Here is a 14632-nt window from a genome sequence, read left to right on the forward strand (position 1 = left end):
GGTATGGGCTGAGTCCACGTGGGGCTGTGCCCGGTTCCGCCGGGGCCCGGGGGTATCCTTCCGCCGGGCCACCGTCGTACCGGGACCCGCGTCACAGCTCGGACGGCCCCCAGTCGCCCACCGCCAGCTCGTCCCCCACCTGCACGGTGCCCGGGCGCAGTACGGCGAACTTGCTGCCGAGCGCCACCCCGCCGACCGCCGCCCGGCGGTACCGCGCCAGGGTGCGCAGCGGTTCCGGGCCCGCCTTGGCGCCGGTCGACTGGTCCACCAGCGTCACCGCGCAGCGGATCGCCAGCTTGGTGTAGCCGAACTCGGCGCCGCCGACGCGGAAGCGGCGCAGCAGGTCCTCGGTGTGCGGATCCGGCCAGCCGTCCACCACCAGGTTCGGGCGGAACCGCTCCACCGGCAGCGGGGCGACGCCTTCGCCGGTGCGCGCGTTGAAGTCGTCCAGGGTCGCCCGGGAGAGCAGGTGCATCGCGCTGCTGTCGGCGAAGCCCGAGGTCCCCGGGGTCAGCCCGTCGGTCGCCCGGTCGTGCTCCGGCGGCACCCGGACCAGCCGGCTGGGCGCGCCCAGCACCCGGGACAGCCAGGCGGCCACCTTCCCGCCCTGGTCGACGGCCGGGTACGGCACGCCGAACAGTTCGACCTTGCGGCGCGGGCCCGCGGTGTCCACGGCGAAGGCCACCGGCTCCACCCCGGGCGCGGCCAGCGACAGCCGGGCGCCGCCCTCCGCCACCGCCGGGCGGACCGTCGCCAGCAGCGGATCCCGCCGCTGGGAGCGGAACACGCCGTCCTGGTCCACCACCATGAACTCCCGGTCGTGCGCGAGCCCCGCCGCGGTGACCTCCGCCCGCTCCGTGCGCACCCCGGCGCAGCCCTTCACCGGGTAGTACCGGAGTTCCGTCACCGTCGCCATGTCGCCCCCGTGGTCCGCGGCCGCTCGGGCCGCTCTTCTCCTCGCCCCCGTAGGGTAGTTGCAGGGCGGGCGCGGAACGGACCGGCCGTCGTGCCGGTGAACACCCGGCGGCCGTGCGGTTGCTAGGGTCTGCCCATGGCACCGAGCAGCGCGAACCCCCCGGGACGGCTCCGGCGCGACGCGCAGCGAAACCGGGACCAGCTGCTCGCCGCCGCCCGCGAGATGTTCTCCCGGCACGGCCTCGACGTCCCGCTGGACCAGATCGCCAAGGAGGCCGGCGTCGGCAACGCCACCCTCTACCGGCACTTCCCGACCCGCGAGGCGCTGATCGCCGAGGTCTTCGCGGACGCCGGAACCGGACTCGCCGAAGCCGGGCGGGAGGCGCTCGCCGCCGAGGACGCCTGGACCGGCCTGGAGGGCTACTTCGAGCGGATCTTCGCCCTCGTCGCCGCCGACCGCGGCATCAACGACCTGGTCACCCAGGCCATCCCGGTCATCCCCGGCATGATCGAGATCAGCCGCGGGCACGCCGCCACCGTCACCGCGCTGATCGCCCGCGCCCAGGAGCAGGGCACCATGCGGCGCGACGTGGTCACCATGGACCTGCTCTTCCTGCTCGGCCCGCTCTGCCGCGCCCTGCCCGCCGCCACCGAGCTGCGCCCCGACCTCTGGCGCCGCTACCTCGCCCTGCTGCTGGACGGCTTCCGCGCGCGGGCCGCCCACCCGCTGCCGGTCCCGCCGATCGGCGAGGAGCACCTGGACCGGATGTTCGCGGACCTGTGGGAGGCCGGGGCCCCGGAGGCCTGACCGCCCCCGCCCTCCCCCCGCCTCCCTGCCCTCCTGTCGGCATCAGGGACGCGTACGGAACGCCGGGTGGGGCGTCAGGACCGTGTCAACGGGTACGGGCGGGCTCGGGTGCGCCGGTTAGCTGGGGTGATCCGCCCGGGGGCGGCGGCGCGGACGGAGAGGCGGGGCGGGGGATGGCGGACACGGGTGCGGGCGACGGCCGGATCGTGGTCGGCGTCAGTGGGTCGCTCGGCAGCCTCGCGGCCCTGCACCACGCGGTGGCCGAGGCCCGGCGGACGGACGCCGAGGTGCTCGCGGTGCTGTGCTGGACCCCGCCGGGGGAGGAGCTCGGGTACCGCCGCTCGGTCTGCCCGCCGGTGGTCGGCGCCGGCCGGGACGCGGCCGTCACCCGGCTGCGGCAGGCGCTCGACGAGGCCTTCGCCGGGCGGTACGCCGGAGCCCGGCTGCGCTGCCAGGCCGTGCGCGGCGAGACCGCCCACACGCTGCTGCGCTGCGCGGACCGGCCGGGCGACGTCCTGGTGCTCGGCGCCGGACGGGAGCGGGGCTGCCTCTCCCGGCTGATCCGGCCGTCGGTCACCGCCTACTGCGTCCGGCACGCGGCCTGCCCGGTGCTCACCGTGCCGCGCCCGCCCCTGCAGCGGGACCTGGAGGCGCTGGAGCGCGGCTACGGCCTGCGGGACCTGGTGGCGGGCAACTAGCGGGCAACTGGCGCGCGGAGTAGGGCTGTTGGGCAGCGCCAGGCCCTACCGGAGCCCGGCCGCCCGGGCGAGGAGTGCGGCGGTCTGCCGGCCGGCCGCCAGGGTGGCGGGGTCGGTGGCGGGCAGGCAGCGGTTGGCCCCGGGGTCGTAGGCGGTCATCACCACGCCGGCGTGGTCGGTGGGGAGTTCGAGCAGTTCGGCGGTCGGCACGACCGCGTGCAGCTGATGGGTCAGCCAGCCGGGCACCACCTCGTCCGCCGTGCCCAGCACCAGCAGGACCGGCACCGGGGACGGGCCCGCCGCCAGGTGGTCGAGCGGGACGTCCCCGGTGGTGGCCGCCGGGCGGCCGTACGCGGAGGCGATGCCGACGGCGGCGGTGGGGCGCAGCTCGGCCGGGGTGTCCGGGTGGGTGGCCACCGCCACGGCCTCCCGGCCGCCGAGCGACCAGCCGGCGAGCACGAAGCGGTCCGGATCCCCGCCGTACGCCGCCGCGTTGCGCCGGGCGAAGGCCAGCGAGGCGAGCAGTTCGGCGCGGCCGCCGTCCGCCCGGTCGGAGCGCCAGTCCGGGACGAGGACCAGCAGGCCGAGTCCGGCGGCCTCCTGGGCGAGGGTGTGCAGCACGTCGCGCTCGTCGGGGCCCGAGCCGTGCCAGAGCAGGACGACGGGGGCGGGCCCGGAGTCGGTGGCGGTGGGGCGGTGGACGTCCAACAGCCGTCCGTCCGCGTACGGAACGGCCTCCGGTCGCGCGGTCGTCATGCCGGGTTCGCCTCCGATTCGATGGGTGGTCACGGAGCTGCTACTGTACTTCCTGTCGCGAGGGAGATGATCTCTCGTCAGGCGTCAGCGGTGCTACCAGAGCACGTCCTACTTTCAGTAGGAAGAGTCCGTGCGATCCGGGCCTGGCGCTCCACGGTTCGGACGGGGTCCGGCACCTTCACGGGTGCCGGGCCCCGTTCGCGTTTCCGCCCGCGGGGAGCGGGAGTTCAGGACGGCTGGCGGTCGGAGCCCAGTTCGCGGGAGATCCGCAGGCCGGCCTGGGCGACGACCGGGCCGAGGGCGCGGACCCGGGCGGCCGTCATCCGGGAGGTGAGGCCGGAGACGGACAGGGCCGCCGTGACCTCGCCGGTGTGGTCGAAGATCGGCGCGGCCACGCAGCGCACCTCGGGTTCGTTCTCCCGGTCGTCGATCGAGTAGCCGCGGGCGCGGATCCGGGCGAGGTCGGCGCGCAGCCGGGTCTCGTCCGCGATGGTCCAGGCGGTGACCGGGCGCAGGCCGGCCGCGACCACCTCGGTGACCGCCTCCTCGGGCAGCCAGGCGAGGATCGCCTTTCCGGTGGCGGTGCAGTAGGCGGGCGCCCGGCTGCCGACCCGGGAGGCCATCCGGACGTTGGTCTCGTCCTCGACCTTGTCCAGGTAGACGATCCCGGGTGCCTGCCAGACGGTCAGGTGGACGGTCTCGCCGGCCTCGCGCTGGAGCCGGCGCAGGTGTTCGGCGGCGACGCTGCGCAGGTCGAGGGTGGTCAGGTAGGCCTGGCCGAGCCGGAGCGAGCCGTGGCCGAGGCGGAACCAGCCGGTCTCGCGGTCCCGTTCGAGCAGGTGCTCGTCGAGCAGCGGGCCGGCCAGTCGGAGCACGGTGCTCTTGTTGAGGCCCAGGGCGTCGGCGAGTTGGGCTAGCGGTACGCCGCGCCCGTCGCCGTGGTCGCGGACGTGGCCGAGGACGGCGAGTGCGCGGCGCAGCGAGGAGGACTGGTTGCGCTCGGTCGTGGGCTTCGACGCGGGCGCGGCCGCCGTCGTGGGCTGCTGGGGCGACGTCTCCGTCATGGGTCCGTTCCCTGGTCCGGGTTCTGCTGGCGTGGCCCCCGCACGTCGGCGGGGGTGGTCAGAACGTACCCCTTCGGGCCCGGGTCGGCGCATCCTCGATACAACGTTGTGCAGTGCAAAACTTCGTGAACCACCTCTTGTTGGGCCCGATCGCCCACGCCTAACGTCCCTGCCATCGAGCAGGCGGCGTCGCCCACCCGAGGCGCTGCGCCCTGCCGTCACCCCCACCACTTCACCCACCATCGGCCCCGGTCAGGGCCTGCTTCGACGCGCCCGTCCCCCGGCGGGGAGCGTCTCGGCGGCAGCTGTCGGGAGGGGAGGTCTCCACCCATGCGACTCACCAGTCGGGCCGCCGCGGCCGTCGCGCTCGCCGCCTGCTGCCTCGCCGCCACCGCCTGCGCCCCGGGCACCGCGGTGCCGGCCGGCGACAAGGCCGACGACCGCACCGGCACCCTCCAGGTGTGGCTGTACAACGAGGCGGGCAACGCGGCCAAGGAGGCCGTGGTGGCCAAGGCCGTCAACGAGTTCCAGGCCTCCCACCAGGGCGTCACGGTGAAGGTCGGTTACATCGACACCGACGCCTCGGCCCGCGCGGCCAAGATGAAGGGCGCCTTCAACGACCCCAACAGCGCCCCCGACCTGGTCGAGTTCGGCAACACCGACCTGCCCGGCTACGTCGCCGCCGGCGGACTGGCCGAGATCGGCGCCGAGTTGGACACGTGGCAGGCCAAGGGCGACCTCGACCCGGCGATCGCGGGGACGGCGGTGGTCGACGGCAAGACCTACGGCCTGCCGTGGTGGGTCGGCGTGCGTGCCCTGTACTACCGCACCGACCTGTTCACCGAGGCCGGGCTCAACCCGCCCACGTCGTACGCCGAACTGGTCGCGGCCGGTGCGAAGATCCACGCCGCGGACCCGGACACCTTCGGCATCGCGGTCGGCGGCAAGTACACCTTCGGCGCGCTGCCCTTCGTCTGGGACGCGGGCGGCGACATCGCCGCCAAGAACGGCACGGCCTTCAAGGCCGCCATCGACTCGCCCGCCGCGCAGGCCGGGATCAAGCGCTACACCGACCTGTTCGGCCCGGACGGCTGCCCCGCCCAGCAGTGCGCGGACCTGACCGGCGGCAAGACCGTCGACCTGTTCGCGGCCGGGAAGTCGGCGATGGCGATCCTGGTCAACTCCAACCGCGGCAAGGTGGAGGCGGGCGCGGTCAAGGGCAAGTACGGCGTGGTGCCGCTGCCCGGGGAGAAGGCCGGCTCGATCGCCCCCGCCTTCGCGGGCGGCAACAACCTCGGGGTGATGAAGGCGGCCAAGCACCGCACGCTGGCGGTGGAGTTCGCGAAGCTGCTGGCGAGCCCGGCCTACCAGGCGCAGATGTACGACGCGATGGGCAACCTGCCGACGCTCAAGTCGGTCAGCGCCGAGGTCGGGGCGAAGGACGCCTTCCTCAAGCCGTTCACCGACACCATCGCCGCCGGCACCCGCTTCGTGCCGCTGGACCAGGCGTGGGCGCAGATCGACGCCCAGGCGGTGATCCCGACCATGCTGCAGCAGGTGGTCACGGGCAAGGCGGACGTGGCCAAGGCCTCCGCCGACGCCGCGGCGCAGATCAACTCGGCCTTCGCCGCGCACTGACCCGCCGAGCAGAGAGCAGGTCCCGCACGTGTCCGCATCCACCACGACCGCCCCGTCGGCGCCGGCCTCCCCGCGGCGGCGCCGTGGGGGCAGGGCGCCGGCCGCACCCCCGGGCGGCCGGCGCCGACGGCCCCCGCTGCTGCTGCTCCTGCCGGCCGCGGTCATCCTGGTCCCGCTGGTGGCCTACCCGATCTACCAGCTCGGGCTGTTGTCCGTACTGGACTTCGGGCAGGCCCAGGCCTCCGGCGGCGTCCCGACCTCCTTCGTCGGCCTCGGCAACTACGCGAAGATCCTGGCGGACGGCCAGTTCTGGACGGTGCTGGTGCAGACCGTCGGCTTCGCCGCCTTCTGCGTGGTCGCCACCCTGGCCGTCGGCGCGACCCTCGCGGTGCTGCTGACCAGGGTCGGCCGCTGGCCGCGGCTGGTGCTGACCACGGCGGCGATGGCCGCCTGGGCGGCGCCCGCGATGACCGGTTCGACGGTGTGGAGCTTCCTGTTCGACACCAACCTCGGGCTGGTCAACCACACCCTGGTGCGGCTCGGACTGAGCGGCTTCCACGAGTTCAACTGGTTCTACGACAAGTGGACGGCGTTCCTGATCGTCGGCGCCGTGGTGGTGTGGCACTCCTACCCGTTCGTCATGGTCACCCTCTACGCGGGCATCCGGGCCATCCCGGAGGAGGTCATGGAGGCCGCCGCCCTGGACGGCGCCGGCACCTGGACCACCTTCCGCCGGATCACCGCGCCGATGCTGCGGCCGATCCTGACCATCGTGGTGATCCAGTCGGTGATCTGGGACTTCAAGGTCTTCACCCAGATCTACGTGATGACCGAGGGCGGCGGCATCGCCGGCCAGAGCCTGGTGCTCAACGTGTACGCGTACCAGAAGGCCTTCGCCTCCTCGCAGTACGGGCTGGGCGCGGCGATCGGCGTGATCATGCTGCTGATCCTGGTGGTCCCGACGGTCCTGTACATCCGCAGCCTGCGACGGACGGGGAACGAGCTGTGAACGCCCTGCGCAACCCCCGCGGCCGGTGGCGGCTCGCGGCGAACAGCGGTGCCGTGGTGCTGGCGGTGGTCACCGCCTTCCCGATCTTCTGGATGGTGCTCTCGGCCTTCAAGCCCAAGGGCGAGGTGCAGTCGCTGGACCCGAGGCCGTGGACCGCCCACCCGACGCTGGACAGCTTCCGGCAGGTGCTCAGCGTGGACGGCTTCGGCCGGTACTTCGTGAACAGCCTGGTGGTCGCGCTGTCGGTGGTGGTGCTGTCGGCGGTGGTGGTCTTCCTGGCCGCCGTGGCGGTGACCCGGTTCAGGTTCCGGTTCCGCACCACGATCATGGTGATGTTCCTGATCGCCCAGATGATCCCGGTCGAGGCGCTGACCATCCCGCTGTTCTTCATGTTCCGCGACGCCGGCCGGTTCGCCCCGGGCGTCGGCCTGAACACCCTGGCCTCGCTGGTGCTGGTGCAGCTGGCGTTCTCGCTGCCGTTCGGGATCTGGATGATGCGCGGCTTCGTCGCGGCCGTGCCGGTCTCGATCGAGGAGGCCGCGCAGATCGACGGGGCGAGCCGGACCCGCATCCTGTGGCGGATCCTGCTGCCGCTGGTGGCCCCGGGCCTGGCCGCGACCAGCGTGTTCTCCTTCATCGCGGCGTGGAACGACTTCGTCTTCGCGAAGACCTTCATCATCAGCGCCAGCCAGAACCAGACGCTGCCCTCCGCGCTGCTGGTGTTCTTCAAGCCGGACGAGAACGACTGGGGCGGGATCATGGCGGCGTCCACGCTGATGACGGTGCCGGTGCTGGTGTTCTTCATCGCGGTGCAGCGCAGGCTGGTGTCCGGGCTGGCCGGCGCGGTCAAGGACTGATGAGCGAGGGGGTGGCCCTCAGGCGACCCCGTACGGGCGGAACTGGATGCTGATCCGCGGGCCGACCGGGCGGGCGGTCTTCGGGATCGCGTGCTCCCAGGTGCGCTGGCAGGAGCCGCCCATCACCACCAGGTCCCCGTGGCCGAGCGGCCGGCGGACGACGGCGCCGCCGCCGTACCGGGGCCGCAGCGCGAGGACGCGCGGCTCGCCCACGGAGAGGATCGCCACCATGGTGTCCTCCCGGGCGCCGCGCCCGATCCGGTCGCCGTGCCAGGCCACGCTGTCCCGGCCGTCCCGGTAGTAGCAGAGCCCGAGGGTGCGGAAGGGCTCGCCCAGCTCCGCCGCGTAGTGCCGGCTCAGCGCCGACCGGGCCAGGCCGAGGACGGGGTGCGGCGGTTCGGCGTCGGCGCCGTAGGAGGCGAGCAGCCGGGGGACGTCGACGGTCCGCTCGTACATCTCGCGCCGTTCGGCCCGCCAGGGGACGTCGGCGGCCAGCTGTTCGAACAGCCGGTCGGCGCCGTGCAGCCAGCCGGGCAGCACGTCCAGCCAGGCGCCGTCGCCGAGGAGCAGGCGCTGGACGCCGTCGAGCGGGCCGAGCCGGGGGTCGGCGGCTTCTTCGAACAGCGAGGGCTGGAGGTGGACGGTGCCGGGCATGGGGCCAGCGTACGCCGTGAATCGAACAGGTGCTCGAATTATCTGGACAGGGCCGACCTGGGCGTCCAGTCAGGGCGATTGCAAGGCGATATTCAGTGAATGCCTTTGATTTGTAGGTTCGTGCGACGCTGTGGCAGCATAATCGCAGACACTGGATAGGCTTCACATCGGAAAGCGAAGGATCATGTCGGACGGCGCCCGCGTCATCGTCGGAGTCAGCGGCTCCCTGCACAGCCTGACCGCCCTGCACCGGGCGGCGGAGGAGGCCCGGGCCCGAGGAGCCGTCCTCGTCCCGGTGCTGGCCTGGACCCCGGTCGGCGGCGAGCGCAGCTACCGCGCCCGGCCCTGCCCGCCGCTGCTCCGTGCCTGGCAGGACGCCGCCGGGGCCCGGCTGGAGAGCGCCCTCGGCCAGGCCTTCGGCGGCCTGCCGATCGGCCTGTCGGTGCAGCCGCTGGTGATGCGTGGCGAGCCCGGCCCGGTGCTGACCGCACTGGCCGACCGGCCCGGCGACCTGCTGGTGATCAGCGCCGGCCGGCACGGCTCGCTGCGCGGCCGCCTGCGCCGACTGCTGCGCGGCTCGGTCGCCCGCCACTGCCTCGACCACGCACGCGGCGGCGTGCTCGTCGTCCCGCCGTCCACCCTGCACGAGGACCTGCGCGCCCTGCACCGCGGCGACATCGACCTGCGGGAGCTCATCGCGGCCTGACGGTCCATCAACTGCCGTGCACGGTCGGGCCGTCATCCCCCGTGCACGGTTCGGCCCCCGATCACCGTACGGAGCGGCAGCAGCCCGCGCAGTTCCGCCGTCGGGCAGTGCAGCGGGTCGACCGGCCACAGCGTCAGGTCGGCGAGCGCCCCCGGCCGCAGGCTGCCCCGCTCGGCCTCCTCGCCGGTCAGCCGGGCGGCGTTCACGGTGTGCAGCGCGATCGCCTCGGCCCGTCCGATCGCGTGCTCGGGGCCGACCACCCCGGCCGTGGTGCCGCGGGTCGTCATGCCCCACACCGACACCATCGCGCCGTACGGGCCGACCGGGAAGTCCGATCCGGCCGACAGCTGCGCTCCCTCGTCCAGCCACTCGCGCAGCGGGAACAGCGCGGCGGTGCGCTCCTCGCCCCAGGCCCGCTGCTGGGTGAGCGCGCCGTCGTGCAGCAGCGGGTGCTGCACCGTCACCGGGATGCCCAGCGCGACCGCCCGGGCCCGCTGGTCGGCCCGGGCCAGTCCGCCGTGCTCGACCACGAGCGTTCCCGGCGGCAGCCCCGGGTGGCGCTTCACCACCTGCTCGAAGACGTCCAGCAGCACCCGCAGCCCGCGGTCGCCCCAGGCGTGCACACCCACCCGCCAGCCGCGCCCGACCACCCGCTCCACCGCGGCGAGCAGCTCGGCCGGCTCCCAGAGCAGCCGCCCGTGGTAGCAGGGCTGCCCCTGGTACGGCTGCTCCAGGGCGCCCGCCTCGAAGCCGCCGTCGATGCCGAACTTGACGCCCCACAGCCGCAGTCGGGCATCGTCCCGGCCGTCCGCGCGCCAGGCGTCCATCCGGTCCAGCAGGGCGTCCACCTGTGCGGGGGTGCGCGCCGCGAAGCCGGAGACCAGGGCCCGGACCCGGACGGCGAGCGCCCCCGCGGCCCGGGCCGCGTCCAGCACGTCGAGGTCCTCGACCGGGACGAGGCAGTCGCGCACCGTCCCGATCCCGGTGGCCGCGTAGTCGGCGGAGGCCGCGCGCAGCCCCTCGATCCGCTCGGCGAGCGTCGGCCGCGGCAGCACCCGCTCCACCGCCTCGACTGCCCGGTTGATCAGCCGGCCGGTCAGCCGCCCCCGCTCGTCCCGCTCGATCACCCCGCCGTCCGGGACCTCGGTGGACTCGTCGATCCCGGCCAGCCGCAGCGCGGCCGAGTTGAGCACCATGTTGTACGCGCCGCGGCGCACCAGCACCGGGTGATCGGTGGTGACGGCGTCCAACTCGGCGGTGGTCGGCAGGCGTTGCTCGGCGAGCAGCACCTCCTGCCAGTTGACGGTGGTGGCGATCCACTCCCCGGCGGGGGTGCGGGCGGCCCGTTCGCGGATCAGCGCGAGGAAGCCGTCGAGGTCCCGGGCCCGGTGCACCGGGACGCCGTGGACGCTGTGCCCGGCCAGGATCAGGTGGGTGTGGGTGTCGTCGAAGGCGGGCAGCACGGTCGCGTCCGGGGCGTCCACCACCTCGGTGCCCGGCCCGACCAGGGCGTCCAGGCCGCTCGGTTCGGCGGCGAGGGCGGTGATCCGGCCACCGGTGACGGCGACCGCCCGCTGCGGCGCCCCGCCCGGGACGAGGGTGTGCACGGCGGCGGCGCGGATCAGCAGATCGGCGGGGGGCGTGCTGGTGGCCGGGGCGGGGGTGCGGTCCAGGGCGGGGGTGCGGTCCGGGGCGGTCATGGCAGCTCCTGGGGGTGGGACAGTCCGGTGACCTTCTCGACGTAGCGCAGGCTCGGCTCGGCGAACAGCCCGTGCACCTCGGTGAACACCGCGCGGGCCGGCACGGCGTTCCAGTGGTCGGGCAGCAGCGGCGCGGGCAGCCCGGGGTCGAGGTACGGCAGCCGGCGCCACTGGGTGAGCATCGGCACGTAGTCCCGGAAGGCCTCGACCGGGTCGATCCGCTCCCGCCCGCGCGCCTGCTCGGCGACCGGCCGCCAGGCGTCGGTGAAGGCCGAGTACTGCGCCTCGATCGCCGGGAGGTCCCACCACGTCGCCACCGCCGTACGGAGTTCGGCGAAGCCGGCGTACTCGGCGGAGAGGAACAGGTGGACGTAGGCGCTCAGGCCGAGGCGCTCCAGCAGTCGGCGGGCGTCCGGCAGCAGCCGGGCGGGGGCCAGCCAGACGCCGGGGGCGGCGTTGCCGAAGCCGAGCCAGCTCAGCCGGGAGCGCAGCTGGTGGCGGTGGGCGCGTTCGGACTCCGGTACCGAGAAGACCGCCACCACCCAGCCGTCGGCGAGCTCGGCGGGCTCCAGGCTGTGGAAGATCCGGCGGTCGCCCTCGTCGAACACCGGGCCCATCGCCGGGGCCAGCCGGTAGCCGGTGCCCGAACGGCGCTCCTGGAGCAGGGTGCCGGCCTTCTTCAAGCGGGAGATGGCCGAGCGGACGGCCGGGCCGTCGACGTCCAGCTCGGCCATCAGCGCGATCAGGTCGGCGATCGATATCCAGCCGCCGAGGCGGCGGACGAACTCTCCGTAGACGGTGTTGATCAGGGAGCTGGGCCGGGTGGTGCTCTCCGGCATCTGCGGGCCCTCCTCCCCGACGGCTGGTGGTGATCATAGCGACGGCACCGCGGGTCGGGCGCGGGCCGGTGGCGGGTTGGTGCGGGTCGGCCTCGGGACGGGTGGGGGCCGGGCGTGGCTCAGGCCGGGCGTGGCTCAGGCGTACGCGCCGGAGAGCAGGTGCCCGGCGCCGGGGGCGACGGCGGGCAGGCCGAGCGCCCGGAGCAACTGGTGGGTGGTGCAGATCGCCGCCGAGACCACCGGCTTGCCGAGCTGCTGCTCGGCCTCCTCGACGGCGGACAGCGAGGGCATCTGCACGCAGGCGGAGAGCACCACCGCGTCCGCGTCGCCGTGCGCCAGGCCCTTGGCGATCCCGGGCAGCCGGGCCGGGTCGTGGGCGGCCACGTCGAGGTTGTCGGCGATCTCCAGCGCGGCGTGGTCGAGCACCTCGATGCCCTCCCCGGCGAGGTAGTCGACCACCGTCGCGGCCAGCGGTCGCAGGTACGGGGTGACCATCGCGACCTTCCGCGCGCCGAGCGCCTGCAGCCCGGCGACCAGGGCGCCGGCACTGGTCACCACGGGCGCGGGCGCGCCGTTCTCGACGGTGCGGCGGTGCAGCCGCTGCTCGGCCTCGCGGTGGTAGCCGGGGCCGGTGGCCATCACCGCGACCAGGCAGGCGTAGCCGATCACGTCGACCCGGGCGTCCGAGAGCTCGGCGGCGCAGCGGTCGGACTCGCCGTCCATGGCGCGCAGTTGCTCGGGGGTGACCCTGGTCATCCGCATCCGGCTGGAGTGGAAGGTGAACCGTTCCGGGGCGACCGCCTCGCGGGCCCGCAGCAGGGCCGGGACTTCGGTCTCCATGGTGACGTTGGAGCTCGGGACGATCTGGCCGATCCGGTAGGTGGTCATCTGCGCCGGACTCCTCTCAGCGGGCGTCGATCACGGGGTTGGCGAGGGTGCCGATCCGCTCGATGGTGGCCTCGACCAGGTCGCCGGGCTGCAGGAACTGCGGCGGGACCATGCCGGCGCCGACCCCGGAGGGGGAGCCGGTGGAGATGACGTCGCCGGGTTCCAGGGTCATCCCGGCGGAGATGTCGGCGATCAGCCGGGCGATGCCGAACAGCATGTGGCGGGTGTTGGAGTCCTGCCGCAGTTCGCCGTTGACCCGCAGTGAGAGGTCGAGCCGCTGCGGGTCGGGGATCTCGTCGGCGGTGACCACGACCGGGCCGAACGGCGCGTAGCTGTCCTGGCCCTTGGAGAAGAACCACTGCCCGCTCCGGCGCTGGTCGCGGGCGCTGATGTCGTTGACGATGCTGTAGCCGAACACGTGCCGCCAGGCGTCCGCCTCGCTCACCCGGAACGCGGGCTCGCCGATCACCACGGCGAGTTCGCACTCCCAGTCGAGCTGCTTGGTGAGGTCGGCGTTGTGCAGGATCGGCCCGCCGGGGCCGGTGACGGCGGTGGTGGGCTTGCCGAACAGCACCGGGCGGTCCGGGAGTTCGCGCTCGGTGTCCAGGGTGCGGTGGGACTCGGCCACGTGCTCCACGTAGTTGAGGCCGACCCCGACGATCTTGCCGGGGCGCAGCGGGGCGCACAGCGTGACCTCGGCGAGCGGCCGGGTGGCCGGCGCGCCGGCGGTCAGGGCGCCAGGGGTCAGGGCGCGGGCGGTCAGGGCACGGGCGGTGGCCAGGGCCGGTTCGCCCGCCCGGATCAACCCCAGCAGGTCGGGCGGGAGTTCGGCCCCGGCGGCGGTGGCCAGGGCGGTCAGGTCGACGACCCGGTCGCCGTCGGTGCGGGCGCCGAGCCGGGGGGTGGGGTCGCCGTCGGCGCGGAAGGTCAGCAGCTGCATCGGGTGGACTCCTGTTACGGGGCGGTGGGCTCGGGGGTGTCCTGGTGCCCGTCGTGGGCCGGGTGGGCCTCCTCGCGGTAGAGGCCGAGGGAGTGCATCACCGGGAAGTCGTTGAAGGAGAACAGGCAGGCGTCCTCGCCCTGGTCGAGGTTCTCGTGCTCGTGCCAGGCCCAGGACGGGACGACGAAGATGTCGCCCTGCTGCCACTCGAAGCGCTGCCCGGCGATCACCGAGACGCCCCGGCCCTTGGCGGCGGTGTAGACCACCGAGCCGGTGTGCCGGTGGGCGCGGGTGGCCTGGCCGGGGCGGAGCAGCTGGAGGTGGGCGGCCATGGTGGGCATCACCGAGCCGCCGGTGACCGGGTTGGTGTACTCCATGATCACGCCGTCGTACGGGGATCCCTCGGTGGCGCGGGCCAGTCGGCACAGCGCGTGGTAGCTGGGCTCCCAGGGCCAGCCGAGCAGCGGCGAGTACGGGCGGGTCCACTTCTCGATGCCGTACGGGAGCAGGTTGCCGCCGTAGCTGAGCAGGGAGGAGTTCGGGACCGGGCCGGGGCGCTGGTAGAGGTCCGGGTGGACTTCGTAGAAGTTGGCGTCCAGGGTGTTGACCAGCGGGATGTCCAGGCCGTCCTGCCAGATCACCGGGTTGTCCTCGGCCTCGTTGCCGTGCTCGTGCCAGGTGCTGTTGGGGGTGATCGCGAAGTCGCGGGGGCCGACCCGGAGCTTCTGGCCGTCGACGATCGTCCAGGCGCCGGTGCCCTCGTGGACGAAGCGCAGGGCGGAGGCCTGGTGGCGGTGTGCGGTCATCGCCTCGCCGGGGCCCATGATCTGCAGGCCGGTGTACAACAGGCCGACGGCGGCGCTGAGTTCGCGGCGCCCGGGGTTGACCAGCATCACCACCCGGCGGCCCGCGTCGTCGGCCTTCACCAGGGGGAGGGCCTTGCGGACCAGCGGGCGCAGGTCGGCGTAGCGCCAGAGCACCGGGACGGACTTCGGCTGCGGGTACCAGGGTTCGATCTCGTTCGCCACCGTCCACAGGGCGCCGGCCTCGTGTTTGGCCAACTCCTCGTAGTAGGCGAGCAGTTCGGGGCTGTCGTTGACGCGGGCCCGGCCGATCCGGCCGTCGTCGTAGGTGCCTTCGGTGCTCATGACTCCTCCTCG

15 protein-coding genes are annotated in these 14632 nt (G+C 74.0%); 6 read left to right on the top strand and 9 right to left on the bottom strand.

All coding sequences use genetic code 11. The features are described 5' to 3' along the window. Positions 1–91 precede the first annotated feature (91 nt). Entirely contained in the window at positions 92–916 is an 825-nt protein-coding gene (locus ACFV8H_RS01215; RefSeq protein WP_380395988.1) for an MOSC domain-containing protein, read from the bottom strand. Positions 917–1051: 135 nt separating this feature from the next. On the opposite strand from ACFV8H_RS01215, the gene ACFV8H_RS01220 reads away from it, so the two are divergent. Together ACFV8H_RS01220 and ACFV8H_RS01225 are read left to right on the top strand one after the other, a co-directional pair. Continuing rightward, a complete protein-coding gene (locus ACFV8H_RS01220) occupies positions 1052–1723 on the top strand; it encodes a TetR/AcrR family transcriptional regulator (RefSeq protein WP_380395989.1) in 672 nt (223 codons plus the stop codon). A 173-nt stretch (positions 1724–1896) separates the two neighbouring features. Continuing rightward, positions 1897–2421 (top strand): universal stress protein, encoded by a 525-nt coding sequence (locus ACFV8H_RS01225; RefSeq protein WP_380395990.1) that lies wholly within the window; start codon positions 1897–1899, stop codon positions 2419–2421. A 45-nt stretch (positions 2422–2466) separates the two neighbouring features. Here the strand turns inward: ACFV8H_RS01225 and ACFV8H_RS01230 are convergent, their stop codons facing one another. Together ACFV8H_RS01230 and ACFV8H_RS01235 are read right to left on the bottom strand one after the other, a co-directional pair. Continuing rightward, positions 2467–3177 carry an alpha/beta hydrolase gene (locus ACFV8H_RS01230; protein WP_380395991.1) on the bottom strand — a complete coding sequence of 237 codons (711 nt, stop codon included), beginning with the start codon at positions 3175–3177 and terminating at the stop codon, positions 2467–2469. Between the two features lie 227 nt (positions 3178–3404). After that, positions 3405–4241, bottom strand: a complete 837-nt coding sequence (locus ACFV8H_RS01235) for an IclR family transcriptional regulator (RefSeq protein ID WP_380395992.1) — start codon at positions 4239–4241, stop codon at positions 3405–3407. A gap of 330 nt (positions 4242–4571) precedes the next feature. Here ACFV8H_RS01235 and ACFV8H_RS01240 point away from each other — a divergent pair, with 330 nt between their 5' ends. The 3 genes from ACFV8H_RS01240 to ACFV8H_RS01250 are packed head-to-tail and all read left to right on the top strand — an operon-like array spanning position 4572 to position 7745. Then, positions 4572–5879, top strand: coding sequence for an extracellular solute-binding protein (locus ACFV8H_RS01240; protein WP_380395993.1), 1308 nt, complete (start codon positions 4572–4574; stop codon positions 5877–5879). A 28-nt stretch (positions 5880–5907) separates the two neighbouring features. Next, a complete protein-coding gene (locus ACFV8H_RS01245; RefSeq protein ID WP_380395994.1) occupies positions 5908–6888 on the top strand; it encodes a carbohydrate ABC transporter permease in 981 nt (326 codons plus the stop codon). Positions 6889–6893: 5 nt separating this feature from the next. Beyond that, positions 6894–7745 (top strand): carbohydrate ABC transporter permease, encoded by an 852-nt coding sequence (locus tag ACFV8H_RS01250; RefSeq protein ID WP_380396156.1) that lies wholly within the window; start codon positions 6894–6896, stop codon positions 7743–7745. 18 nt (positions 7746–7763) lie between these two features. On the opposite strand, the gene ACFV8H_RS01255 is transcribed toward ACFV8H_RS01250, so the two are convergent. After that, positions 7764–8399 carry an alpha-ketoglutarate-dependent dioxygenase AlkB gene (locus ACFV8H_RS01255; protein WP_380395995.1) on the bottom strand — a complete coding sequence of 212 codons (636 nt, stop codon included), beginning with the start codon at positions 8397–8399 and terminating at the stop codon, positions 7764–7766. Between the two features lie 184 nt (positions 8400–8583). On the opposite strand from ACFV8H_RS01255, the gene ACFV8H_RS01260 reads away from it, so the two are divergent. Further along, positions 8584–9105 carry a universal stress protein gene (locus ACFV8H_RS01260; protein WP_380395996.1) on the top strand — a complete coding sequence of 174 codons (522 nt, stop codon included), beginning with the start codon at positions 8584–8586 and terminating at the stop codon, positions 9103–9105. Between the two features lie 32 nt (positions 9106–9137). On the opposite strand, the gene ACFV8H_RS01265 is transcribed toward ACFV8H_RS01260, so the two are convergent. The 5 genes from ACFV8H_RS01265 to ACFV8H_RS01285 all read right to left on the bottom strand — a co-directional run bounded on the left by ACFV8H_RS01265 (position 9138) and on the right by ACFV8H_RS01285 (position 14620). Beyond that, positions 9138–10805 carry an amidohydrolase gene (locus ACFV8H_RS01265; protein WP_380395997.1) on the bottom strand — a complete coding sequence of 556 codons (1668 nt, stop codon included), beginning with the start codon at positions 10803–10805 and terminating at the stop codon, positions 9138–9140. Further along, positions 10802–11644, bottom strand: a complete 843-nt coding sequence (locus ACFV8H_RS01270; RefSeq protein WP_380395998.1) for a PaaX family transcriptional regulator C-terminal domain-containing protein — start codon at positions 11642–11644, stop codon at positions 10802–10804. Before ACFV8H_RS01270 ends, ACFV8H_RS01265 begins: the two co-directional genes overlap by 4 nt. 135 nt (positions 11645–11779) lie before the next feature. Then, on the bottom strand, positions 11780–12532 hold the full coding sequence (locus ACFV8H_RS01275) for an Asp/Glu racemase (protein WP_380395999.1): 753 nt from the start codon (positions 12530–12532) through the stop codon (positions 11780–11782). Positions 12533–12548: 16 nt separating this feature from the next. Beyond that, positions 12549–13472, bottom strand: a complete 924-nt coding sequence (locus ACFV8H_RS01280; RefSeq protein WP_380396000.1) for a fumarylacetoacetate hydrolase family protein — start codon at positions 13470–13472, stop codon at positions 12549–12551. Between the two features lie 14 nt (positions 13473–13486). After that, positions 13487–14620: a cupin domain-containing protein gene (locus tag ACFV8H_RS01285; protein WP_380396001.1), complete on the bottom strand. Its 1134-nt coding sequence runs from the start codon at positions 14618–14620 to the stop codon at positions 13487–13489. Between the last annotated feature and the right edge of the window lie 12 nt (positions 14621–14632).

The sequence above is a fragment of the Kitasatospora sp. NPDC059827 genome (genome assembly GCF_042731675.1).
In the GTDB taxonomy this organism is placed as follows: domain Bacteria; phylum Actinomycetota; class Actinomycetes; order Streptomycetales; family Streptomycetaceae; genus Kitasatospora.

Bases quoted from the DNA above. Each gene is read 5' to 3' on its own strand.
- ACFV8H_RS01215 (WP_380395988.1), bottom strand. From the start codon at position 916: ATGGCGACGGTGACGGAACTCCGGTACTACCCGGTGAAGGGCTGCGCC.
- ACFV8H_RS01220 (WP_380395989.1), top strand. From the start codon at position 1,052: ATGGCACCGAGCAGCGCGAACCCCCCGGGACGGCTCCGGCGCGACGCG.
- ACFV8H_RS01225 (WP_380395990.1), top strand. From the start codon at position 1,897: ATGGCGGACACGGGTGCGGGCGACGGCCGGATCGTGGTCGGCGTCAGT.
- ACFV8H_RS01230 (WP_380395991.1), bottom strand. From the start codon at position 3,177: ATGACGACCGCGCGACCGGAGGCCGTTCCGTACGCGGACGGACGGCTG.
- ACFV8H_RS01235 (WP_380395992.1), bottom strand. From the start codon at position 4,241: ATGACGGAGACGTCGCCCCAGCAGCCCACGACGGCGGCCGCGCCCGCG.
- ACFV8H_RS01240 (WP_380395993.1), top strand. From the start codon at position 4,572: ATGCGACTCACCAGTCGGGCCGCCGCGGCCGTCGCGCTCGCCGCCTGC.
- ACFV8H_RS01255 (WP_380395995.1), bottom strand. From the start codon at position 8,399: ATGCCCGGCACCGTCCACCTCCAGCCCTCGCTGTTCGAAGAAGCCGCC.
- ACFV8H_RS01260 (WP_380395996.1), top strand. From the start codon at position 8,584: ATGTCGGACGGCGCCCGCGTCATCGTCGGAGTCAGCGGCTCCCTGCAC.
- ACFV8H_RS01265 (WP_380395997.1), bottom strand. From the start codon at position 10,805: ATGACCGCCCCGGACCGCACCCCCGCCCTGGACCGCACCCCCGCCCCG.
- ACFV8H_RS01270 (WP_380395998.1), bottom strand. From the start codon at position 11,644: ATGCCGGAGAGCACCACCCGGCCCAGCTCCCTGATCAACACCGTCTAC.
- ACFV8H_RS01275 (WP_380395999.1), bottom strand. From the start codon at position 12,532: ATGACCACCTACCGGATCGGCCAGATCGTCCCGAGCTCCAACGTCACC.
- ACFV8H_RS01280 (WP_380396000.1), bottom strand. From the start codon at position 13,472: ATGCAGCTGCTGACCTTCCGCGCCGACGGCGACCCCACCCCCCGGCTC.
- ACFV8H_RS01285 (WP_380396001.1), bottom strand. From the start codon at position 14,620: ATGAGCACCGAAGGCACCTACGACGACGGCCGGATCGGCCGGGCCCGC.